The sequence below is a fragment of the uncultured Granulicatella sp. genome (genome assembly GCF_963528195.1).
Taxonomy (GTDB): domain Bacteria; phylum Bacillota; class Bacilli; order Lactobacillales; family Aerococcaceae; genus Granulicatella.
This window is the reverse complement of the sequence record NZ_CAURVN010000002.1, coordinates 46,882-69,511: the sequence shown is the minus strand read 5'-3', so window position 1 is coordinate 69,511 and position 22,630 is coordinate 46,882. Positions and strand designations below refer to the sequence as shown.

General features: G+C 33.2%; 20 protein-coding genes. 17 read left to right on the top strand and 3 right to left on the bottom strand.

Annotated features, from left to right (window positions below; translation table 11 throughout):
• Positions 1-61 precede the first annotated feature (61 nt).
• The gene (locus RWR88_RS01260; protein WP_314450194.1) at positions 62-877 is read left to right on the top strand and encodes a DUF2785 domain-containing protein; all 816 of its coding nucleotides are present in this window, start codon (positions 62-64) and stop codon (positions 875-877) included.
• A 339-nt stretch (positions 878-1,216) separates the two neighbouring features.
• On the opposite strand, the gene RWR88_RS01255 is transcribed toward RWR88_RS01260, so the two are convergent.
• Positions 1,217-2,431, bottom strand: coding sequence for a GTP-binding protein (locus RWR88_RS01255; protein WP_314450192.1), 1,215 nt, complete (start codon positions 2,429-2,431; stop codon positions 1,217-1,219).
• A gap of 173 nt (positions 2,432-2,604) precedes the next feature.
• On the opposite strand from RWR88_RS01255, the gene RWR88_RS01250 reads away from it, so the two are divergent.
• The 5 genes from RWR88_RS01250 (at position 2,605) to RWR88_RS01230 (ending at position 7,685) form a co-directional block, all read left to right on the top strand.
• Positions 2,605-3,465, top strand: a complete 861-nt coding sequence (locus RWR88_RS01250; protein ID WP_314450191.1) for a methyltransferase domain-containing protein — start codon at positions 2,605-2,607, stop codon at positions 3,463-3,465.
• Positions 3,466-3,478: 13 nt separating this feature from the next.
• The gene (locus tag RWR88_RS01245; protein ID WP_314450190.1) at positions 3,479-4,834 is read left to right on the top strand and encodes a hypothetical protein; all 1,356 of its coding nucleotides are present in this window, start codon (positions 3,479-3,481) and stop codon (positions 4,832-4,834) included.
• Between the two features lie 133 nt (positions 4,835-4,967).
• Positions 4,968-5,420, top strand: a complete 453-nt coding sequence (locus RWR88_RS01240; protein ID WP_314450189.1) for a MarR family transcriptional regulator — start codon at positions 4,968-4,970, stop codon at positions 5,418-5,420.
• A gap of 23 nt (positions 5,421-5,443) precedes the next feature.
• Entirely contained in the window at positions 5,444-6,175 is a 732-nt protein-coding gene (locus tag RWR88_RS01235) for an ABC transporter ATP-binding protein (RefSeq protein ID WP_314450187.1), read from the top strand.
• Positions 6,168-7,685, top strand: coding sequence for an ABC transporter permease/substrate-binding protein (locus RWR88_RS01230; protein WP_314450185.1), 1,518 nt, complete (start codon positions 6,168-6,170; stop codon positions 7,683-7,685). Before RWR88_RS01235 ends, RWR88_RS01230 begins: the two co-directional genes overlap by 8 nt.
• A gap of 147 nt (positions 7,686-7,832) precedes the next feature.
• Here RWR88_RS01230 and RWR88_RS01225 read toward each other — a convergent pair whose 3' ends face one another.
• A complete protein-coding gene (locus RWR88_RS01225; protein WP_314450183.1) occupies positions 7,833-8,393 on the bottom strand; it encodes a TetR/AcrR family transcriptional regulator in 561 nt (186 codons plus the stop codon).
• 129 nt (positions 8,394-8,522) lie between these two features.
• Between RWR88_RS01225 and RWR88_RS01220 the strand changes: the two genes are divergently transcribed.
• From RWR88_RS01220 to RWR88_RS01185, 8 genes are all read left to right on the top strand, one after another.
• Complete coding sequence (locus RWR88_RS01220; RefSeq protein ID WP_314450181.1) at positions 8,523-11,174, top strand: YhgE/Pip domain-containing protein; 2,652 nt, start codon at positions 8,523-8,525, stop codon at positions 11,172-11,174.
• Between the two features lie 270 nt (positions 11,175-11,444).
• Positions 11,445-13,385, top strand: coding sequence for a PTS sugar transporter subunit IIA (locus tag RWR88_RS01215; RefSeq protein WP_314450179.1), 1,941 nt, complete (start codon positions 11,445-11,447; stop codon positions 13,383-13,385).
• Positions 13,386-13,397: 12 nt separating this feature from the next.
• Positions 13,398-13,874, top strand: a complete 477-nt coding sequence (locus RWR88_RS01210; protein ID WP_314450177.1) for a PTS sugar transporter subunit IIA — start codon at positions 13,398-13,400, stop codon at positions 13,872-13,874.
• On the top strand, positions 13,874-14,152 hold the full coding sequence (locus RWR88_RS01205) for a PTS sugar transporter subunit IIB (protein WP_006703663.1): 279 nt from the start codon (positions 13,874-13,876) through the stop codon (positions 14,150-14,152). The genes RWR88_RS01210 and RWR88_RS01205 overlap by 1 nt, the downstream gene beginning before the upstream one ends.
• A gap of 11 nt (positions 14,153-14,163) precedes the next feature.
• Positions 14,164-15,504 (top strand): PTS transporter subunit IIC, encoded by a 1,341-nt coding sequence (locus RWR88_RS01200; protein ID WP_314076644.1) that lies wholly within the window; start codon positions 14,164-14,166, stop codon positions 15,502-15,504.
• 540 nt (positions 15,505-16,044) lie between these two features.
• On the top strand, positions 16,045-16,878 hold the full coding sequence (gene rhaD / locus RWR88_RS01195) for a rhamnulose-1-phosphate aldolase (protein WP_314450174.1): 834 nt from the start codon (positions 16,045-16,047) through the stop codon (positions 16,876-16,878).
• Positions 16,879-17,038: 160 nt separating this feature from the next.
• Positions 17,039-17,788: an SDR family NAD(P)-dependent oxidoreductase gene (locus RWR88_RS01190; RefSeq protein WP_314450173.1), complete on the top strand. Its 750-nt coding sequence runs from the start codon at positions 17,039-17,041 to the stop codon at positions 17,786-17,788.
• A gap of 44 nt (positions 17,789-17,832) precedes the next feature.
• Positions 17,833-18,762: a 2-keto-3-deoxygluconate permease gene (locus RWR88_RS01185; RefSeq protein ID WP_314349390.1), complete on the top strand. Its 930-nt coding sequence runs from the start codon at positions 17,833-17,835 to the stop codon at positions 18,760-18,762.
• A gap of 54 nt (positions 18,763-18,816) precedes the next feature.
• Here RWR88_RS01185 and RWR88_RS01180 read toward each other — a convergent pair whose 3' ends face one another.
• The gene (locus RWR88_RS01180; RefSeq protein ID WP_314450172.1) at positions 18,817-19,122 is read right to left on the bottom strand and encodes a hypothetical protein; all 306 of its coding nucleotides are present in this window, start codon (positions 19,120-19,122) and stop codon (positions 18,817-18,819) included.
• Between the two features lie 152 nt (positions 19,123-19,274).
• On the opposite strand from RWR88_RS01180, the gene cdaA reads away from it, so the two are divergent.
• The 3 genes from cdaA to glmM are packed head-to-tail and all read left to right on the top strand — an operon-like array spanning position 19,275 to position 22,506.
• Positions 19,275-20,120 carry a diadenylate cyclase CdaA gene (gene cdaA / locus RWR88_RS01175; protein WP_314450170.1) on the top strand — a complete coding sequence of 282 codons (846 nt, stop codon included), beginning with the start codon at positions 19,275-19,277 and terminating at the stop codon, positions 20,118-20,120.
• On the top strand, positions 20,113-21,120 hold the full coding sequence (locus tag RWR88_RS01170) for a CdaR family protein (RefSeq protein ID WP_314450166.1): 1,008 nt from the start codon (positions 20,113-20,115) through the stop codon (positions 21,118-21,120). Before cdaA ends, RWR88_RS01170 begins: the two co-directional genes overlap by 8 nt.
• Positions 21,121-21,150: 30 nt before the next feature.
• Positions 21,151-22,506, top strand: coding sequence for a phosphoglucosamine mutase (glmM, locus tag RWR88_RS01165; protein WP_314450163.1), 1,356 nt, complete (start codon positions 21,151-21,153; stop codon positions 22,504-22,506).
• The last annotated feature ends 124 nt before the right edge of the window (positions 22,507-22,630 follow it).

Here is a 22,630-nt window from a genome sequence, read left to right as displayed (position 1 = left end):
GGCAGAAATGCTTAGCCTTTTTATTTTGTGTTACAATATGTCTAGTAGAGAGGTGAATATCATGTTAGAACAAGAAATGATTACTCAGTTAAAGATAAAACAAGGGAATAATACAGCATTAACACAAGAAGAATTAGAATGGTTATGGGAGAATATAGGAAATCCGAATCCAGAAATCCGAGATGACTTAGTCTTTAATTTATTCGGGCAAGTTATTTTTGAACAACTGATAACAAAAGAACAATTACGATGGATCATTGAAAAAGTGAATGTCACAAATCCTTTGGAGTATAGAATCGAAGAATTTGCTAGTGCAACAGCGTATCGTTCATTCTCAGCGCTTGTAATGGGAATGATTTTACAAGTAGATGGGGATAAAACAAGTGGATATGATTCTTGTTTAACAACTTTAGAGAGAACGAGTTGGATTCAAAATGGAATTCATTATTTAAAAAGAGAAAAAGACAGAACGGGATATGATGAGAAGTTAGGATGGATACATGCATTTGCTCATGGAGCCGATTTATTAGGAACCATTATTTCGCATCCGAATTGTACCCAAGAATATGTAGTAGAAGTATTAGAAGTCATTAGTGATATTTTTCAAAAGAGTAAACAACCATTTATGGATGAAGAAGAGAAACGATTAGGATTAGCAATCTTTTTTGGAATAGAGTCGGAAAATCTTTCTCAAAAATTGTTGTGTGAGTGGATTAAAAAGCAAAGATTTGAAGAATTAGATGGAAGCCGTGAAAGTTATCAACGTTTAGCAATGTACAAAAGTTTTTTAGCGACAATCTATTTTAGGATGGAAGCTTTAAACCTTTGGGAAAATTCTTTAAAGGATGAGATGATAATGATCCTCCAAGAATATTAAAAAACCACCGACACAATGGTCGGTGGAAAAAAGGATTTTGAAATATTTAACTTGGGAGGATAATATTTCTTATTTGGGAATGACTAAAGTATAGAGTGAAATTTTGAAAATTATATGAAGACTCCGATAAGAAAGTGAGAAGAATCTTTAAAGAAATACATAAAACAGATAAAAACATTTCTCCGTAGCAAAAGTAATATAAGCTTTCAGCTTATATTACAGGGGAAATTTGAGACCAAGGCTCAAATTTTAGCCATGAGACTCGCAGTTGCGAGGCTGCTGGCGACCATGCTACGGCTAGAAATGTTTTTTCTGTTTTATTGTAGTTATTTTACGAAATTATTTATTTGTACAAGCAACGAAACTTTCTCTTAATGTATCTTCTGGTAAGTTTTTACCAATAAATACTAAAGTCGACTTACGCTCTGTATCATTCCAATCACGTCCACGAGAAATATCAAAACTCATTTGAACCCCTTGGAAAATGATTTGATAATCCAAACCTTCTACGCTTAAAATTCCTTTATAACGATATAATTCAGGTCCATAAATATAAACTAATTCATTCAACCATTCGTTAATATGAGCCAAAACAAGAGGTTTCTCAGTTTCAATGACAAATGAATTAATCCCACTGTGGTGGTGATGTTTGTGATGATGATGTCCATGATGGTGATGATCATGATCATGGTCGTGGTGATGTTCTTTATCGTGATGGTGGTCATGATCGTGTTCCCCATGTGCATGAGTATGTCCACATTCTTCACAGTATTCATCGTGCTCGCCATGCGCATGAGAGTGACCGCATTCTTCGCAGTGTTCTTCATCGTGATGATGGTGGTGATCATGTTCCCCATGAGCATGAGTGTGTCCACAAGCTTCACAATATTCTTCTTCAGAATTTTCTTGCATTTCTAAAATTTTCTTTTCAGAAGCATAGAATAATTCAAGTCCAAACATATCTTTCATTTCAACTGGACGAGCATCTAAATCTTGAATTTCTGCAAAAGGATTGATAGAACGAACTTCGTTAATCACTTTTGTATAAATAGTGTCGTCTACTAAACTATGTTTAGACATAAAGATTTTGTCTGCAAAACCGACTTGTTTTGCTGGTTCAGTTTGATGAGTGGTTTGATATAAGAAATTTTTTGAATCAACAACTGTTAAAACAGCGTCTAAAATAAAATGTTCATTTAAAAATGGTACATTGATAAATGTTTGAGCAATTGGTGCAGGATCTGCTAAGCCAGTTGTTTCAAATAATACACGGTCCACTTTAATACCGTTTTGTTCTTTGACCATTAAAATAGATTTTAACATGTCTGCAATATCTGTACGAAGGGTACAACATAAGCAGCCATTATCCATTTGATAAATTTCTTCTTCTACATCTAATACGAATTGATGATCAACACCAATTTCTCCAAATTCATTAATAACTACGGCAATATGTTCACCGTGTTTTTCTTTTAATACTTTGTTAATGAGCGTTGTTTTACCTGCTCCTAAAAAACCGCTGACAATGGTTACTGGAATTTTGCTACTCATCATGATTTCCTCCATTCATGTAATTAAATCTGCATAATTACGATTCTATTCTATTGTATCATTGCAGGAAAAAATGTCAAAATAAAAAACGGTTAATTTTATAGAGAAAGAAAATCAAACAGAAAATCAATTTTATGGTATACTGACAATTGAGAATAAATGGAGCAGGAGTGTGCATGATGCAAAAGAAAATCGACTGGAGTCGAGATTTTATACAAAAACATCAACATTTATTTGCATGTCCCTATTGTCATGCAGCTATTGAAGCGTTAGATGGGTATAGTCTGGTTTGTACGAACCGTCATCGCTTTGATATCAATAAAAAAGGCACTCTTCATTTGATGAAACAAAAAGCGAATGAGGATTATGATGCTGAGCTATTTACGCATCGTTATGAATTAGCGCAAAGTGGTTTCTTCAATCCTTTGTTAGACGAAGTTTTGTCACTGATTTCAAAACAGGAGAATCAACTAATTGTTGATATTGGCTGTGGAGAAGGAAGCCCGCTTGCTTATTTATCGTCATTTTTAGAAGATATTCCTTTAGTAGGAATGGATATTGCTAAGGAAGGCATTTTGGCTGCTAGTCATCATCATTCACAAAAAGCTTTATGGATTGTGGCAGATTTAGCGCAGTTACCTTTTAGGGATGAATCTTGTGGAGCTTTAATCAATATGTTGACTCCTTCGAATTATAAGGAGTTCAACCGTGTCTTAGCATCAGGAGGAAAATTAATTAAAATTATTCCTGGAAGTAATTATTTAATTGAATTAAGACAACAATTATATAAAAGTAATGAAGAAAAACAACACTATTCTAATGAGGATATTGTAGAACGATTTAAACAAGAATATCCATCGATGAAGATGAAGGAAGTTTCTTATCAAGTGACACTTACAAAAGAAATGTATGGACACCTATTACAAATGACTCCTTTATATTGGGGAGCTAGTAAAGAAGATCAAGATTATAGTAAAAATCATCCTTTAGAAACTATTACGGTACATTTATGGATATTAGTCGGAGAAAAGAATTAACGGAGGAAAGAAAATGGGATTAAAAGATTTATTTAAAAAACAAGAAACAGAAGCAACAGTTCAAGACAAACCAACATTCAAACTAGGGGTAGAAGATGTTTATAAAATTAGTGATGATTCTCTAGATTTAGTAGTAACAGGGAATTTGGAAGGAACATTAAAAGTAGGGGATTTTGTTTGGTTGACAAATCTTGGAGATGATAATGGAACTGTTACAACTTCTGCGATTTATGCAATGGAAAATGCTCAGCGAGAAAAAGTGTTTGAAGTAACAGATGAACCAGTGGCTCTTTGGTTAGAAGATGCAATGCCTTTAGGGATTAAAAAAGGTACTGTGTTACATGAAGAAGGTGCCAACAAGGAAGAAATCTATAAAACATTTGTCAATACATTAGGGAATGTCTTTGTTGGTCGTCAAGAAGGTGTTTTAACACAAAGAGATGTTGAGACCTTAACCTTAGCGGATTTATCAGAAATTGCACGTGTATTTTTACTATACTGTCATATGAATGCTTCGCAAGAATCACCAGAAGAACATACTGCAAATGTCGGCAAAATTGAACAATTAATGATTGCCGTGCGAGATAAATTGCTCCAAGCAGATGAATTAGTAACCGTGTATTCTAAAAAAACAAAAGAACCTTATTTATTCTCTCAAACTCAACAAAGAGAAGAAGGGGGCTTTATTTGTAGTTCGCCAATGATCTTCATTGCTCCAGTAGCGTATGAAGAAAGATTAGCGTCTCGATTTGCAGATACAGAAATTTTTGAATTACGTCGTATTCAAAAAGGAGAAGATGGAAAAGGAATTGAGAATTTCTTCTTAGAAACTTTCTACCAAAATGGAGCGACAGGTGTCCATCTTGTAACAGAACAAACATCTCTTGCTGCAGAAGGAATTATTGCAGCACCCGATTATACAGGAGTAGCAGAAGAAGATATTCCTGTCACAAATCCTGATGCTATGAGATGGATCTTGTTGTTAGGACAATTAGGATTTCCGCAGACAGAAGAACAAAAAATTATGCACGGATTATACTATCGATTCTTATGCTTAGAATTACCAAAAGCAAAATTCTTAACACCAATCAAATTAGAAAATGCAGATCCAAATGCACAAATTGATTTACAATCTGGAGAAAAATTAAATGTTGCGATTTTACCAGGAAAAGATGAAAAAGAAGCAATGGTCTTCTATACAGATTGGAAGAGATTGAGAGAAATTTATGATGAAAGTTGGAGTGGAATGATTCAGACTTTATCTCAAGTAACAAAAGCTTTCGATGTAGTGATTAACCCATCAGAAAATCCTGCTCTTGGATGTTATGTTAATGATGAAATGTTTGAAGAAATGAAAAAAGTAGATTAATAAATTGAGGAGGAGTGTTCGAGTAAGAACGCTCTTCTTTTTTATTTTTAAATATTTCTATATGGAAGCAATTGACAAAATAGATAAAGGGGTATATAGTTCTATATAGAACTATTTTAAGAGGAGTGTTGATATGACTTCGAAGATGCATGGTGGAAATTTAATTCACCATATTGGATTAGTAAATGGAAGAGTTTACCAAAAATTATTAAATAATGAACCGAAAGCTTTATATAGAAGTGAACAAGCAAAAATTTTATCCGTACTGTGGAATGATACAGAGGGATATATTACTTATACTGATTTGAGTATTCGAACAGGGCTTGCCAATAATACCTTAACAAGTATGATTAAAAAATTGGAAGAACAAGGCTTAGTTTGTTTGAAACATTGTCCAAAAGACAAACGAAAAAGATATGTAAACTTAACGGAATTAGGATGGGCTCAAAAAGAAATTGGAGAGAAAATTCATCAAGAATTAGGAGAAATTTTTTATTCTGGATTTAGTAAAAAAGAAATTATCCAAGTAGAAGAATATTTAAATCGAATTCTTCAAAATTTAAGGAAGAATGAAGCACTTAAATAATTTAGGTGTTAGGAGGGGTTACAGTGATTGAATACAAAAATGTAGCATTGCGCTACGCAGAAAAAACCGTCTTAAAAGACGTTAATTTACGCATTGAAGATGGTGAATTTATGGTGTTAGTGGGACCATCTGGTTCAGGGAAAACGACGATGATGAAAATGATTAACCAATTAATCGAACCAACAGATGGAAATATTTACTTGAATGACAAGCGAATTAAAGATCATCATCAACGAGAATTACGATTAGAAACAGGATATGTTTTGCAACAAATTGCGCTTTTTCCAAATTTAACCGTAGCAGAAAATATTGCTTTAATTCCTGAGATGAAAGGTTGGAAAAAAGAACAAATTCAAGAGAAAACAAAGGTATTATTAGAGAAAGTTGGGCTTTCTTTTGAAGATTATGCGAATCGTTATCCAAAAGAATTATCTGGTGGAGAGCAACAACGAGTAGGAATTGTTCGGGCAATTATTGCGACTCCAAAAATATTATTGATGGATGAACCTTTCTCGGCATTAGATGCCATCAGTCGTAAACAATTACAAGATTTAACGAAACAATTACATCAAGAATTTAAAATGACAGTATTATTTGTTACACATGATACAGATGAAGCTATAAAGTTGGCAGATAGAATTGCTGTATTAAAAGATGGAGAAATTGTTCAAGTAGACACTCCTCATGAAATTCAAACAAATCCGGCTAATGAGTTTGTCAAAGAATTATTTAAAGGGGGAGAACAACATGAATGAATTCATTCGAACATTTCAAGAGAGAAATAGTGAATGGATGTTATCTCTAGGGCAACACCTTCAACTTTCTTTATTAGCGTTATTATTAGCAGTAGTAATTGCTATTCCTATTGCAGTATTAGTCAGTCCATCGAAAAAGATTTCTGGATTTTTATTACAAATTGCAGGGATTATTCAAACATTACCATCTTTAGCGTTAATTGGATTATTTATTCCATTAATGGGGATTGGAACATTACCAGCTTTAACGACTTTAGTGTTATATGCTTTATTCCCAATTTTGCAAAATACAATTACAGGGCTACAAGGAATTGATGAAAGTCTAGTCGAAGCAGGAATTGCGTTTGGAATGACAAAATTTGAGCGCCTTAAAAAAATTGAAATTGCTATAGCGATGCCCGTAATTATGTCTGGGATTCGTACCGCAGCTGTATTTATTATTGGAACAGCGACTTTAGCTGCATTAATTGGTGCAGGAGGATTAGGAAGCTTTATTTTATTAGGGATTGACCGAAATAATTCAAGTTTAATCTTGATTGGAGCTATTTCTGCTGCAATTTTAGCAATTTTATTCAACTTCTTATTGAAATGGATGGAAACAGCAAAATTAAAAACGATTCTGTCAGCCTTTTTAGTTTTAATCATTGGATTAGGAGCTTCTTATGCACCAACAATTGCTAAAATGCAAACATCAGATAAACTAGTGATCGCAGGAAAATTAGGACCAGAACCTGAGATTTTGATGAATATGTATAAGTTATTAATCGAAGATCAAACAAAATTAAAAGTCGAAGTGAAACCAAACTTTGGAAAAACGAATTTCTTATATGAAGCATTGAAAAAAGGGGACATTGATATTTACCCAGAATTTTCAGGAACGATTACAGAAAGTTTATTGAAGAATAAACCAAAAGTTAGTCATGAACCTGAAGAAGTGTATGAAGTAGCTCGTAAAGGAATTTTAGAACAAGATGGTTTTGTATTTTTAAAACCAATGGCATATCAAAATACTTATGCAGTTGCCGTGCCAAAACAATTAGCAGAAGCTGAAAAATTAACAAAAATTTCTGATTTGAAAAAAGTGAACCGTCCATTAAAAGCTGGATTTACATTAGAATTTAATGACCGTGAAGATGGAAATAAAGGATTGCAAAGTATGTATGGCTTACAATTGGATGTAGCCACAATGGAACCTGCATTACGTTATCAAGCTATTCAATCTGGTGATATTCAAGTTACAGATGCTTATTCAACAGATGCAGAAATTTCACGTTACCAATTAAAAGTATTAGAGGATGATAAACAATTATTCCCACCGTATCAAGGGGCTCCTTTAATGAAACAAGACTTGTTGAAAAAACATCCTGAATTAGAAGGGATTTTGAATCAATTAGCTGGAAAAATTTCTGAAGAAGAAATGAGCCAAATGAATTTTGAAGTAGGGGCAAATGGAAGACCTGCTGAAGAAGTTGCTAGAGAATATTTAGTGAAAGTTAATCTTTTGAAATAGTGAGAAAAGCCAAGAAAAAAATCTTTTTGTTTGTGAGGTCGCCAGCAGCCTCGCGTGCGAGTCTCATGGCTAAAATTTTTTCTTCTTGTTTTTAAAACATCAAAAAAGGCATAAATCTTGAGCGTATGATTTATGCCTTTTTGTTATCTACTTTTTAGAGAAAACTTCACTGACTGTATTTGTTAGTGGAAATAAAAAGTCTGTAATTTCTTGAGGACTTTCTTTTTTTCCACGGGCAATCCATTTTTGACAAACTCCAAATAATGCATTGGAGAGATAGACGCTATAATATTCTAATTCTATTATATTTAAAGAATTGGTAGAAATTCTTTTTTCGATATCTGTCTTTACAAGAATAAGTAATTTATTTCGAAGATAATTTTGAATTTCTTTTGTACCATTTTCGGATAATAATGCGGCTAAAAGGGGTTCAGATTGTAAATATTCAAATACTTCAAAAATAGCTTGTTGTTTATCGTTGGCATACTTGCTAAAAATATATTCTAGTGTATGGAACAGTCTACTTTGGTAGAGATCAATCATATCGTATTTATCTTTGTAATGGGTATAAAAACTGGAACGACTAATTCCAGCTGTTTCCGCTAATTTTACAGTACTAATTTGGTCGAAAGGCTGTTCTGCTAGTAATTGTACCATGGCATCTTCAATCACTTGTTTTGTTTTTTGTCTTTTATTACTCTCTGTCATAATATCTCCTTTATGAACATTTTTATACATTGTGTCTAAAAATATTTTTAATCACTTGATATATTGTTTTCTTGTTGTATAATCTATTTTATCAAAAATTAGACATTGTGTACAGAAAAGAGGGCTTATATGTTTAGAGAATGGAAAGCAGTTTTAAAAAAACCAACTTTTATAATTGTTATGGTAGGGATTGCTCTTATTCCTGCTTTGTATAATATTATATTTTTATCTTCTATGTGGGATCCATATGGAAAATTATCTGAATTGCCAGTAGCAGTTGTGAATAAAGATCAGCCAGCTACTTATAACGAGAAATCAATGAACATTGGAGAAGACATGGTCTCGAATTTGAAGGAAAATGATTCGTTAGATTTTCATTTTGTTACAGAAGCAGATGGTGTGGAAGGACTAGAAAATGGTACTTATTATATGGTTGTGACTTTACCTAGTGATTTATCCCAAAAAGCTGCATCGATTTTAACAAATCATCCGGAACAAATGAATATTGATTATCAAACTTCAAGTGGTCATAGTTTTATTGCTAGTAAAATGAGTGATTCTGCGATGACTCAATTAAAGCAAACAGTTGCAAAAAATGTGACAGAAACTTATACAAAAACTTTATTTGAAAAAATGGGGAATTTAAAAGAAGGGATGGAACAAGCTTCGCAAGGAAGTCAAACTCTTGCTGATGGGTCTAATCAATTAAAAGATGGAAGTCAACAATTAGCGACTAACTTACAAACTTTAGCTCAATCGAGTGTCACTTTTTCAAATGGAGCAGAGCAATTTACGAATGGACTAGCAACTTACACAGATGCTGTGAAAAAAATTGATGCAGGTATAACGACATTCCATAATGGATTATTAACATATACAGGAGCTGTTTCTCAATTAGATAATGGCTTAAATCAATTATCTTCTAAAACTCCAGAATTAGCTTTTGGAATCCAACAATTAAATGATGGGGTTCAAGCATATGCTGGTGGAGTGGTGAAACTAGACTCAGGGTTGAATCAATTATCTAGTGGAGTTCAAGCATATACATCTGGAGTGGATAGTTTATCTTCAGGTGCAAGTCAATTAGCAGGCCAATCAGACAAATTGCGAAATGGAGTTCAACAATTGAATCAAGGAATTCAGCAATTATCGAGTCAATTAGAGGCATCTGCACAAAAAAGTATTCAAATTTCTCAATTGGCAGCTGGGTTAGATCAATTAAATCAAGCGATTCAATCAGCGAATGCAAATGAAAGTACAGCTTTAATGGGTGAAGTAACCAATGCTTTATCTACAATCGCAGCTTCAGCACAAAGTGTAATAGTAAATAGTCAAGCTTCTCAACAAGCTGCATTAACAGCCATTCAATCAACAAATGCGTATAGCACTTTAAGTGCTGAACAGCAAGCAGAATTAACAGTAGCTGTATCAAATCAATCAAATACAAGTGTGCAATCTGCAAAAGAAATTTTATCGACGATTCAAGTATTAAAAGGGAATTTGGGAAATGCAAAATCTCAAGCAGAAAGTGTCGCTAAATTACAATCCGCAGCAGGACAAGTATTACCATTAGCTTCTACTTCATTAACACAATTATCAGGAGGGATTGGAACATTACAATCGGCAGTCAGTCAACAACTAGTTCCAGCTAGCCAAGCTATTCAAAGTGGTGTAGGTGCTTATACAAGTGGAGTGGATAAAGTTGCGCAAGGAGCCAATGCTTTAAGCTCTAAAAACAGTACTTTAAACGGTAGTGTCAGCCAGTTAGCGTCAGGTTCTTCTCAATTGGCCGAAAAATCTTCAACTTTAACTTCTGGAGTTGGACAATTGGCGCAAAAAGCTCCTGAACTAGTCACAGGTATTGAAAAAATTTCTTCTGGAAGTAACCAATTAAATCAAAAATCTTCAGAATTAGTATCTGGAATTACTAACTTGCAAGCAGGAACAAATCAGCTAAATCAAAAATCTGAACAACTTCTTTCGGGTTCTTCTAAATTAACAGACGGATCACAAAAAATTGCAGATGGTGCAGAAAAACTTGCTGATGGAGGAAATACTCTTTCATCTGGTTTAGAAACTTTATATGGAGGAGTTACTACATTAAGTACTGGATTAATGGATGCAAATGAACAATTAGCATTAGCTTCAACAGAAGAGACGAATGCGAAAACTTTATCAAATCCATTGGCGTTATCGAAAACAGATGATGATGCAGTATCGGTTAACGGAATTGCGATGGCTCCATATATGATTTCTGTGGCATTATTTGTAGCAGCATTATCAACGAATATGATTTTTGCGAAACTTCCATCTGGAAGACAGCCAGAAACTCGTTGGGCATGGTTCAAAGCTCGTTTAGAAGTTAATGGAATTATTGCGGTATTAGCAGGAATACTTGTTTATGGTGGAGTACACTTGATAGGATTAACAGCGGTACATGAAATGAAGACATTATTATTGATTCTATTAGCGAGTGTAACATTTATGTCAATCGTAACAGCACTAACGACATGGAATTCTCGAGTGGGAGCCTTCTTCTCACTTATCTTATTATTATTACAATTAGCATCAAGCGCAGGGACTTATCCTCTTGCATTGACGAATGATTTCTTCAAAACGATTAATCCATGGCTTCCGATGAGTTATTCAGTATCAGGATTACGTCAAACGATTTCTATGGTAGGAATGATTCAAGAACAAGTTGTATTCTTAAGTGTGACACTAGTCATCTTTATGGGATTAGGTGTTCTTGCATATCAACCTGGTATGGGGGAAGAGTAGAATTTAGGATAAATTAACGACTTTTACTGTTAGATTTCTTCTAATAGTTAAAAGTCGTTTTTTATATTTTTGATTTACAAATTTTATAGAGGGTATTGATTGTAAGGGGATAAAGTAGGAAAATAACAGGAAATAAATTCCTTGTTTTTTATACATGGAAAATTGTAATTAAAAAAGAAAAGAATAAGACTTCCACAATGTTCTGGAAAAAAGTTGACTTAATATATTATTGAAAGCGATTTAAAATAAAGATGTGGAAATATATGGAGGGTGATTTTAATGAATAATAGACAGGTAGATCTATTGAATCGATTAATTCAAGAAACCGAGCCTGTAACAGGAAAGTTATTAGCTCAACAGTATTTAGTTTCCACTAAAACAATTTACAATGATATTTCAGTTATTAATCAATATTTAAAAGCTTTTTCTTCAGTTATAAAGAAAAAACCTAGTATGGGAATTTATATTGAAATAGATGAAAAATATAAAGAACAATTGAAGAAAATTTTTCTCGTTTCACCAAAAACAAATAAGCAAAATGAAGAGTGTAAACTATTATCTACATTTATGCTGAAAAATGAAATAGATATTCTAGATTGCTCCATTGAAAATTTCACAAGTGAATCAACTATAAGAAGAGAAATTCATGAACTAGAAAAAGAGATTAATAAGAATGGAATTAAGTTGATTAAGCAACAAGGAAAAATAGCTTTGGAAGGGTTGGAAGACAATATTAGAAAGTTCTTTCGTAATAAGCTATTAAGTGGATTAATTCATTTTAATTTAACAGGATTATCGAATTATGGATGTATTAATCCGAATAGAGTTCAAGAAATTATCCAAATTATGAATCAGCTGTTAGAAAAGTATAAGTTTTCAGTTTGCTATGAATATCGTCATTATTTATTAATGGATTTGATAATTTTTGATATTCGTTGGAGAAATGGATACTTTATAGAACAACAAAATGATTTAGATAGCAATAATCCTAAAATTATTGAGACATATTTACTGGCTAGAGATTTGTTGAATGAAGTTTCTGGAACAGAAGTTGCCGAAAAGGAGATTATTTCTCTTTGCCAAAGTTTAATTACTATTGGGAATTATGAAAATTCTTATTTAGAGTCTAATGTTCAAATTGAGAAAACGGTAGATGAATTCATAGCATTAGTTGGTGAGTTGGCAGGTATTCATTTTGAACAAGATGAGTATTTAAGAGGAATGTTAATCAATCATATTCCAGCAATGATTATGAGGTTACGAAATAAAATTCATTTAAAAAGTGATTTGATGGAAGAAATTAAATACCAGTATGGAGTCTTGTATAACTTTGTTTGGTTATCAGGAAAGGTTTTTAAGAATAATTTTAATGTTGAATTAACAGATAATGAAGCAGCACTTTTAACTATACATTTGGAAATATCAGTAGAAAAAATAAAAAAACCAATGAATATTTATGTAATATGTCCACATAGTTTAGCAACATCAGAATTATTATTGAATCAAGTTAGAAAAATAACAGGTCAGTACGAACATATTCATAAAGTAGAATATTCCAAAGTAAGTTCTTTAGATATTAGCATAAACGATTTAGTGATTAGTTCTGTGGAATTAAAGAATGTGTCGTTTCCGTACATACATGTTGGAACGATTATGAAAGAAGATGATTTATTAAAAATCCAAAGAAAATTTTTAGCCAATACAATGGAGCAAACACAATATAATTTTTTAACGAAAAATGATGAAGAATATACGAATCGACTCATCAAAAAATTACTTGGAAAATCGATATATATTAGAGAAAAAGTAAGTAGTGTAGATAAGTGTTTGTCCAAAATAATCCAATTGGCTAATGAGAAAAATCTTGAAAATATAAAATTTGAAAAGACTATACGCCACAGAGAAAATTTAGGAATTACAAGTACTTACACTGGTATAGCACTTCCTCATGCTAATCCAAAAGAAGTTCATACTAGTGAATTAATTATGATGACATTAGAGAAACCAATTTATTGGGGGCAAAATTTAGTTAAAGTCGTAATGTTAATTGCAATTGCTGAAAAGGAATTAGAAATTTATAAAGATGCTTTAAAGGTTATTTACTCTAAGATTGATAGTTCTTCTTATATTCAAAATTTATGGGAGAGCGAAGATCATGAAAGTTTTATAACAGCGTTATTTTCAGAAGCTAACTTTGAATCAATATTATAAGGAGTGAAAAAAATGACAATTATATCACAGTTAGTCAATAAACAATTAATTAATTTAGAAGGAGTGGGTGAAGACAAAAAAGAATTGCTTCAAAAATTGTCTAAAACTTTGTTTGATAAAGGGTTTGTAACAGATGGATTTGCATCTGCAATTGTGGAAAGAGAGGAGGAATTTCCGACAGGATTAAGATTAGAAAAAACAGCAGTAGCAATTCCGCATACGTATAGTGAATATGTAAAAAAACCTTTTATTTACATTGTTAAATTATCAAAACCTATAACTTTTATTCAGATGGGAACATCGGATGAAGAGGTTCCTGTAAATTTTGTAATTGTATTAGGAATTTCTGAACCCAAAAATCAAACAGGTTTGTTAGTTGAACTAATGAGTATTTTTGGACAAGATGAATTTATTACAAAATTGCAAAATGCAAAATCGGAAGAAGAAGTTTATCAATTATTTGTAACAGTAGAAATGGAGGAAGAGTGATGAAAAAATTAATTGTTGCATGTGGATCAGGAGTGGCTACTTCTCAAACAGTAGCATCAAAAGTTGAAAGATTATTAAAAGAAGCTAACGTACCGTGTGAGATTGAAGCTGTTGATATGAAGGCGTTAGAAATGCATTTAAAATCAGCAGATGGATATATTTCAATCGTTAAAGCAAAAAAAGACTATGGAGTTCCAGTGTTTAACGGAATTGCATTTTTAACAGGAATGGGTCAAAAACAAGAGTTACAAAAAATTATAGATTTCTTAAATAGTTAGGAGGAAAAAATATGGAAACCTTGCAAGTAGTTATTCAATATATTTTGGATTTAGGAGCTGCAGTATTTGTTCCATTTTTAATGTTAATTGTTGGACTAGCAATGAAAATGAAGTTCAGAGAAGCTTTCACAGCAGCGTTAACTTTAGGGATTGCATTTACAGGTATGGGAATTCTTGTAAACTTTATTATGACAAGTATGGGTGCAGCAGCAAATGATTTAACAACTCATACTGGATTAAGTTTACCAGCAGTTGATATTGGTTGGCCTGGAGCTGCAGCAATTAGCTGGGCTTGGCCTTATGCTTTCTTAGTGTTCCCATTACAATTAGCGATTAACTTCATTATGTTAGTGACTAAACAAACAAAAACGTTAAATGTAGATTTATGGAATGTTTGGAATAAAATTTTTACAGCAGTAATTGTAACGTACTTTACAAATAACATTTTCTTAGGATTTATTGCAGCAGCTATTATTATTGTATTAGAACTAAAACTTGGAGATGTGTTTGCTCCAGAAGTAGAACGTTTAACTGGAGTACCGGGGATTACAGTACCTCACTTTATTTGTATGATTGCAGTAATTTTACATCCGATTGATGAATTGTTGAAAAAAATTCCTCTATTAAATAAACAATTTGATGCTGATACATTAAAAGAAAAAATTGGAGTATTTGGAGAAAATGCAGTAATGGGAGCTATTATTGGATTTGCTTTAGGAGCTGCATCAGGTAATGGTATTAAATACGCATTAACATTGTCAGTTCAAGCGGCAACAGCTTTAACCTTATTCCCAATGGTATCTAAACTATTCTCTCAAGCATTATCACCAATTTCAGAAGCAGTATCTGACTTTATGCGTGAAAAATTTGAAGATCGTGAAGTTTATATTGGTTTAGACTGGCCAGTACTTGGTGGACGTAATGAATTATGGGTAGCAGTTATCTTTACAATCCCATTCCTTTTAGTAGGATCTATCGTTTTACCAAATAATATTGTATTACCATTTGCCGGTATCATTAATTTATCATTTGTTGTAGGTGCTCTATTATTAACAAATGGTAATGTTTTAAGAATGATTATTCATGGTTTAATCTCTACTCCGTTATTCTTATATGGAGCAACTTACTTCACTCCATATATGACTCGTTTAGCAGAGGAAACAAAAACATTAAATCAAAGTGGTTTAATTTCATGGGCTACTTTTGAAGGACCAGATATTCGTTATATTTTAGCAAATGGATTTAATGGTGATGTTATCGCTATTGTATTAGGAGTTGTATGGTTAGCTCTTTATGTATGGCTATTAAAAGATAGAAAGAAATATAATGAAACATTAGAAGCAGGCGAATAGAATGAAGAAGCTGCTCATTTTAGTGTTAGGTATATTATTTGTCTATTCTATCATTTCTCAGATAATTTGGTTAACAGTCTTAATTTTACCTGTTGCTATTTACTTGGATAAGCAAAATTTATTCAAGGAATTTGATGAAAGCAGATTTAAGAAAATCCGTAGAGCTAAAAAAGAATCGTAAATAAGACGAAAATTCAAACGATTGATTTAGAAATAGATAGAATAGAAGAATCAATGAATTTGAATTCGGTTGAATGGCAATGATTTGAAGAAAGCAAAAGAATGGATTTCATTATAGGGATCCATTCTTTTTGTAGAATTAATATTAGGAATCGCTTATAGAATTTGTTTAATTGAATACTTAATTTCAACAAAAATTCATAATAATAAAGGATTACGATAAATCATGCATAAATTATTAAAAATTAGACAAATTAGGTTGACGATGAACAAGAAAACGGTTACTATTATATTGGATAAACAAAAAAATTTTTTTCAGGTACGGCTGAAAAATATTATAGTTAAAGAAGGGGAATAATTATGGGGTATCCTAAGTTTATTGAAGGCTTATGTCAAGTGACATATGATATGTGGAATAAAGGCTGGGACGAATATAACGGTGGAAATGTTAGTTATCGTTTAACAGTTGAAGAAGCTGAAAATCTTGAAAGCAGCTTAGCTGGTACAGAATATACGTACTATGCTGAAAATAGAAAAGAAGTGGAAGTTTTAGATGTTCCAGAACATGTGAGAGGAGAATATATCTTAATTACTGCTTCTGGAAGCCATTTTAGAACATTACATTCTCAACCACATGCGGATACTGGTATCATTCAATTAACAGATAAAGGTTATCAAGTAGTTGCAGGTTTTGTTACAGGCAAACGTCCTACAAGTGAAATCTTCATGCATGTATTATCTCATGCAGCTAGATTAAAACAAAATCCAAATCATAGAGTAGTAATTCATAATCACGCAACAAATGTTGTAACTTACTGCTTATTAAATGATGTAACAACTGAATCTTTATCATTAGATTTATGGTCAGTGTTAACTGAATCAATCGTAGTATTCCCTGATGGAATTGCTGTTTTACCTTGGGAAGTACCAGGAACTCAGCAAATTGGTTCTGCTACAGCTAAAGAATTGGAAACTCATCGTTTAGTTGTTTGGAGCAAACATGGAGTTCTTTCTACTGGTGTAGATTATCAAGATTGCTTCGGATTAATTGAAACTGCTGATAAAGCAGCTCATATTGCATTAGATGTTCAAAGAGTTAGTGGTAAGAGCATTTATGAAAGTAATGTTCTATCTAAAGAAGATTTGAAGAAAATCTGTGCTGTTCTAAAAGTACCAGAAAGATATTTAGATTAATTTGAATAAATTCGTAACCTGTTGGTGGATCCAACAGGTTTTTTTGGTTTTACGTAAATTTGATAAAATTTATAAAAACTGTGGAAATAGTAACAAATGATAACAATCAGATTTTTTCATAGGAATAGAATGTAAACAATAAATCAAAGGAAGTGATTTTATGAATTTTTCAGGAAAAGTTGCTATCGTGACAGGTGGAGCAAATGGGATTGGAAAAGAAGTAGTAAGAGGAATTGTTGAAGGTGGAGGTTTTGTAGTCATTGCAGATATTAACGAATCTGCTGCTACAAAAACAGTAGCCGAGTTTGGAGCAGAACATACTATGTTTGAATACATGGATTTAGGAAATCATGAATCTATTGTTGCAAGCATGAACAAGATTCTTTCTGAACGTAAAGCTGATATTTTAGTCAATTGTGCAGGAGTGATTAGTGCGAAACCTTTTGATCAATTAACGTATGAAGAATGGGAAAGAACAATTCGTATTAATCTTTCTGGATGTTTCTCAACGATTAGCACTATTTTCCCTCATTTTATTGAAAATAAAGGAGGTAGAATTGTCAATGTATCTTCTGTTGCTGCAAAATTAGGGGGAGGTCTTCTAGGAACTGCAGCGTATGCTTCTTCTAAAGCAGGCTTGAATGGATTAACAAAAGCTGTTGCTAAAGAAGGCGGGAAATACAATATTGCTTGTAATGCAGTATGTCCATCCTTTACTAGAACAGATATGACAACAGTGCTTTCAGAAGATAAAGAAAAGAGTCAAAAAGTGATTAGTATGATTCCTTTAGGACGTCGTGCAGAACCTGTTGAAATTGCTCAAATGATTTTATTCTTCGCCAGTGATTTAGCAAGCTTTATTACTGGAGAAATCGGCGACTGCGATGGTGGTATTACATTAGATGGTTGATTTTTCTTCCGCTCGATAAAATTTTAAAAAGGTATGTGAATGCAATGAAAAAGATTAAAATTCCTGGGGATACCATTATTGTACCAATGTTTATTGGATGTTTTATTAATACATTTATTCCTCAAATCTTACAAATTGGTGGATTTACGACACCGATTGTAAAAGGTGCTGGGCCATTGGTTGGGGCGTTCTTATTTGTCATCGGGGGAACGATTTCCCTAAAAAATACACCGAAGGCTGTTGTTCGTGGGGCGTCCATTATTATCGCTAAAATTATTGTTTCAATTATTCTAGGATTATTAGTGGCAAAAGTTTTCAATGATAATTTCTTAGGATTGAGCGCAGTAGCGGTAATTGGAGCAATTTCAGTAGCGAATAATGCGATGTATGCTGGAATTGTAGAAGTATACGGTGATGAAATTGATGCTGGTGCTGTTGGGATTACTACTTTAAGTGTTGGTCCAATGGTAACGATGGCAGTATTAAGTACTGCAGGACTAGCGAATATTTCTATTTGGAACTTGATTGGAACGATTTTACCACTTATTATTGGGATTATTTTAGGAAATGCTTTTCCTTATATGAAAAAAGTTCTCTCAAACGGGATTACAGCAATTATTATCGTCGTAGGATTTTGTTTAGGGGCAAATATGAATTTTGGACAAATTCTTGAAGGTGGCTTACCTGGTATTTTATTAGGTGTGATTACAACATTAATTGGTGGGGTTGCAGCGATAGCTGCCGATAAATTGTCTGGAGGAAATGGAGTTGCAGGTGCTGCGATTTCTAGTACGGCGGCAAGTGCTATTGCGACACCAGCAGCACTTTCTGCGGTAGATGCTTCCTTTAAAGCAATTGAAGCGACTGCTACGACTCAAATTACAGCTTCTGTTATTGTGACGGCTATTTTAACACCAATTTTAACGGCGTATATCGCTAAACGAGTTCAGCAAAAAGACAAAAATGTTGGATAAAGTAGCTAGATAACCAAAACCACTCCGCAATATTAAACGGAGTGGTTTTTCTATTTAATCTAAGAAATAAGTATGTTCAGCTTTCCATTCTAGTATTTTAATATGAAGCCAGAATCCATAGATTCCTAATGTGACAATACATAAGAAAAACCATTTGACCCAGTTTCTAAACAATTCAAGTGCAGTGCCATTAAATCCAAGTCTTCGTCCTTCAACAACGGTATGTTCAATTTCCCATTTATACATGATGCAGATTGCCCAAGGCGTTCCTAGTCCAAAGGTCAGTGTGATAATAAAAAATGAAATAATGCAACTTAAAATATACGTTAGCATTCCACCGTCAAAATAACTTTTTTGCATGATAAATCCTCCCTTAATCAGTTAATTGTAGTGTAGCACGGAGAGAAATTTACTGTCAAAAAATAAAATATAAATAAGTTCATGATGGGGGCAGTTGTAATGTTTTTAGAAAAGGTATAAACTAAAGAAGATATAGAAATGGGGGTTGAGTGATGCAATTTAATTGGAGTAGTTTAGGTGCTTGGAGTAGCATTCGTAATATTGTCGATATTGTGATTGTTTGGTACTTATTATATAATCTATTACTCATCATGAAAGGTACAAGGGCTGTACATTTGATGAAGGGATTGGCAGTCATTGCTGGGGTAAAATTTATCAGTTATATGTTTGGGTTAATTACTCTTGATTGGATTATGAATTTAGTAATTCAATGGGGAGTTGTTGGAGCCATTGTCGTCTTTCAACCAGAAATTCGCAGAGGATTAGAACATATCGGTCGTTCAAACTTTTTCTCAAGGAGATCTTCGGGAACAAATCAGGCTCAAAGAATGATTGAAGAGTTGAATATTTCTGTACAATATATGGCAAAAAGAAGAATTGGTGCGTTAATTTGTATCGAACAAGCGAATTCTTTAGAAGAATATATTAATACGGGAATTGCCTTACAATCACGAATTTCGAATCAATTAATGACACAAATTTTTATTCCGAATACACCTCTTCATGATGGGGCGGTTATTATTCGTGGTCATGAAGTCGAAGCAGCGGCGTGTTATTTACCATTATCTGAGAGTAAATTTATTCCTAAAGAATTAGGAACAAGACACCGTGCAGCTATCGGATTAAGTGAAGTAACAGATGCTTTAATTATTGTTATTTCAGAAGAAACAGGGAAAGTTAGTGTCGCATTGCGTGAAAAATTATTACGTGAGCTAACGCCGGATGAATTTGTAGAAGTGTTAAGTGAACATTTAATTACTAAAGAAACTTCTCAAAAAGATTCGACATTTTTAACAATGATTATCGATTTCTTTAGAGGAGGTCGTATCAATGATTAGTAAATGGATGACTAAAAAATCATTTTTGGTAGTAATATCCTTTGTTTTGACGATGGCTTTATTTGTATACGCAAGTGAATCTAGTCCGAGTCGGCAATCGTCTTCGGTTTCGATTCAGACAACTTCAAATACAATTGGAAATGTTCCTATTTATGTAGATATGGATAATCAATTATATACTGTTACTGGATTGCCAGAATCTGTAACATTAAGGGTAGAAGGAACAAGTAGTTCTTTATTAGCAGTTGCTGGGAATGCATCTTATCGTGTAAAAACTCCAAATCTAAATGAACTAGGGACAGGAAAGCATACAATTTTATTACAAGTAACTGGATTACCAGCTGGGGTAAAAGGAACGGTGTCTCCTGAAACAGTTGAGATTTTTATTGAAAATAAAGCAACTATTGAATTACCAGTTTCTGTTAATGTCAATCGTGCAAATTTACCAGGTGCTTATAAAAATGGACAAGCTATTGTAACTCCTTCAAGAGTTAGTATTTCGGGGCCAGAATCACTAATCAATCAAGTAGAGAATGTTTTGGCTAATGTCACAGTACCTGAAAATACAAAGGCAGATTTTACTTCTTCTGTTGTAGTTCAAGCGATGGATGCTACAGGGAGACCTTTAGCGGTTAAGGTCGAACCAGATCATGTACAAGTACGAGTTCCGATTACGACGAATAGTAAAAAGGTTCCACTAGTATTTACAACAACAGGAAGTGCTGGAACTCAATATTCCTATCAGTTGAAATCTGATGTCAAAGAGGTTACAATTTTAGGAGCTCAAGAGATATTGGATCGATTAACAGCGATTCCTGTAGTGGTTGATGTTAGTCAATTAACAAAAACAACTACTCAAGTAGTTAAAATTACTCTGCCAACAGGAGTAGATAGTGTGAATCCTGAAAATATATCTGTAGAAGTTATCGTAACATCTACAACAACTCAAACAACAGAAACTACACAGACAACGCAAACTACACAAACAACAAGACAATAGAAAGTGATTGAAATTTAAAGGAGATTGAATATGGGCAAATATTTTGGAACAGATGGTGTAAGAGGAGTAGCAAATGCTGAATTAACACCAGAATTAGCGTTTAAATTAGGACGTTTTGGTGGATATGTCTTATTACAACAAGCAGGTGGAGATAAGCATCCACGTGTTTTAGTCGGAAGAGATACTCGTATTTCGGGGCAATTATTAGAGCATGCTTTAATTGCAGGTTTATTATCTGTAGGAATTGAAGTAATGCAATTAGGCGTTATTCCAACACCAGGAGTTTCTTATTTAACACGTGTGCAAGGAGCAGTAGCAGGGGTTATGATTTCTGCATCTCACAATCCAGCACAAGATAATGGAATTAAATTCTTTGGAGCAGATGGTTTTAAATTATCTGATGAAACGGAAGCAGAAATTGAAGCTTTATTAGATAGTCCAGAAGATACATTACCACGTCCTTCAACAGATGAATTAGGAACTGTGGATGATTATTTAGAAGGAACGATGAAATATAGTCAATTTTTACAACACACAATTGATGGTCCTCTAACAGATATGAAAGTAGCATTAGATGGTGCAAACGGAGCAACTTCAGCTGTATTAAATCGTTTATTTGCAGATTTAGAAACAGAATTTTACACAATGGGAAATAAACCAAATGGTGTGAATATTAATGATGGAGTAGGTTCAACACATCCAGAAGCTTTAGCAGCATTTGTGAAAGAAAATGGTGCAGATTTAGGATTAAGCTTCGATGGAGATGGAGACCGTTGTATTGCGGTTGACGAAAACGGAGAAATCGTAGATGGCGATAAAATTATGTTTATCTGCGGAAAATACTTACGTAGTGTAGGACAATTGAATCAAGATACAATTGTTTCAACAGTTATGAGTAACTTAGGATTCCATAAAGCAGTGGAAGAAGAAGGGATGGTTGCTCTTCAAACAGCTGTAGGAGATCGCTATGTTGTAGAAGAAATGCGTAAAAATGGTTATAACTTCGGTGGAGAACAATCAGGACATATTGTATTTTTAGATTTAAATACAACAGGTGATGGATTATTATCAGGAATTCAATTAATGAATGTTATGAAACAAACAGGTAAGAAATTAAGTGAATTAGCCAGCGAGGTACCTACTTATCCTCAAGAATTAGTGAATATTCGAGTGAGCGATAAAAATGGAGCTATGGAAGTGCCAGCGATTAAAGAAATTATCGACACAGTGGAAGCCGAAATGGCAGGAAATGGTCGTGTTCTAGTTCGTCCAAGTGGAACAGAACCATTAGTACGTGTCATGGTAGAAGCACCAACAGATGAGTTATGCCATGATTATGTCACACGAATTGCAGATGTAGTTCGTCAAGAAATTGGCTTAGACTAAGAATGGAATTTTGAGTATGAGAGAGTAACGAGAGTTGCTCTCTTTTTTGTCGTTTTATTTTGGAATATGAAAGCAGAAATTTTTACAAATACTCTTTAATATTATAAAATTAAAGCGTAAATGT

What these genes read in the sequence shown, in the direction of transcription:
- glmM (WP_314450163.1), top strand. Translation starts at nt 21,151, where the DNA reads ATGGGCAAATATTTTGGAACAGATGGTGTAAGAGGAGTAGCAAATGCT.
- RWR88_RS01240 (WP_314450189.1), top strand. Translation starts at nt 4,968, where the DNA reads ATGACTTCGAAGATGCATGGTGGAAATTTAATTCACCATATTGGATTA.
- RWR88_RS01260 (WP_314450194.1), top strand. Translation starts at nt 62, where the DNA reads ATGTTAGAACAAGAAATGATTACTCAGTTAAAGATAAAACAAGGGAAT.
- cdaA (WP_314450170.1), top strand. Translation starts at nt 19,275, where the DNA reads ATGCAATTTAATTGGAGTAGTTTAGGTGCTTGGAGTAGCATTCGTAAT.
- RWR88_RS01200 (WP_314076644.1), top strand. Translation starts at nt 14,164, where the DNA reads ATGGAAACCTTGCAAGTAGTTATTCAATATATTTTGGATTTAGGAGCT.
- RWR88_RS01220 (WP_314450181.1), top strand. Translation starts at nt 8,523, where the DNA reads ATGTTTAGAGAATGGAAAGCAGTTTTAAAAAAACCAACTTTTATAATT.
- RWR88_RS01225 (WP_314450183.1), bottom strand. Translation starts at nt 8,393, where the DNA reads ATGACAGAGAGTAATAAAAGACAAAAAACAAAACAAGTGATTGAAGAT.
- RWR88_RS01245 (WP_314450190.1), top strand. Translation starts at nt 3,479, where the DNA reads ATGGGATTAAAAGATTTATTTAAAAAACAAGAAACAGAAGCAACAGTT.
- rhaD (WP_314450174.1), top strand. Translation starts at nt 16,045, where the DNA reads ATGGGGTATCCTAAGTTTATTGAAGGCTTATGTCAAGTGACATATGAT.
- RWR88_RS01210 (WP_314450177.1), top strand. Translation starts at nt 13,398, where the DNA reads ATGACAATTATATCACAGTTAGTCAATAAACAATTAATTAATTTAGAA.
- RWR88_RS01190 (WP_314450173.1), top strand. Translation starts at nt 17,039, where the DNA reads ATGAATTTTTCAGGAAAAGTTGCTATCGTGACAGGTGGAGCAAATGGG.
- RWR88_RS01230 (WP_314450185.1), top strand. Translation starts at nt 6,168, where the DNA reads ATGAATGAATTCATTCGAACATTTCAAGAGAGAAATAGTGAATGGATG.
- RWR88_RS01185 (WP_314349390.1), top strand. Translation starts at nt 17,833, where the DNA reads ATGAAAAAGATTAAAATTCCTGGGGATACCATTATTGTACCAATGTTT.
- RWR88_RS01255 (WP_314450192.1), bottom strand. Translation starts at nt 2,431, where the DNA reads ATGATGAGTAGCAAAATTCCAGTAACCATTGTCAGCGGTTTTTTAGGA.
- RWR88_RS01205 (WP_006703663.1), top strand. Translation starts at nt 13,874, where the DNA reads ATGAAAAAATTAATTGTTGCATGTGGATCAGGAGTGGCTACTTCTCAA.
- RWR88_RS01170 (WP_314450166.1), top strand. Translation starts at nt 20,113, where the DNA reads ATGATTAGTAAATGGATGACTAAAAAATCATTTTTGGTAGTAATATCC.
- RWR88_RS01250 (WP_314450191.1), top strand. Translation starts at nt 2,605, where the DNA reads ATGATGCAAAAGAAAATCGACTGGAGTCGAGATTTTATACAAAAACAT.
- RWR88_RS01180 (WP_314450172.1), bottom strand. Translation starts at nt 19,122, where the DNA reads ATGCAAAAAAGTTATTTTGACGGTGGAATGCTAACGTATATTTTAAGT.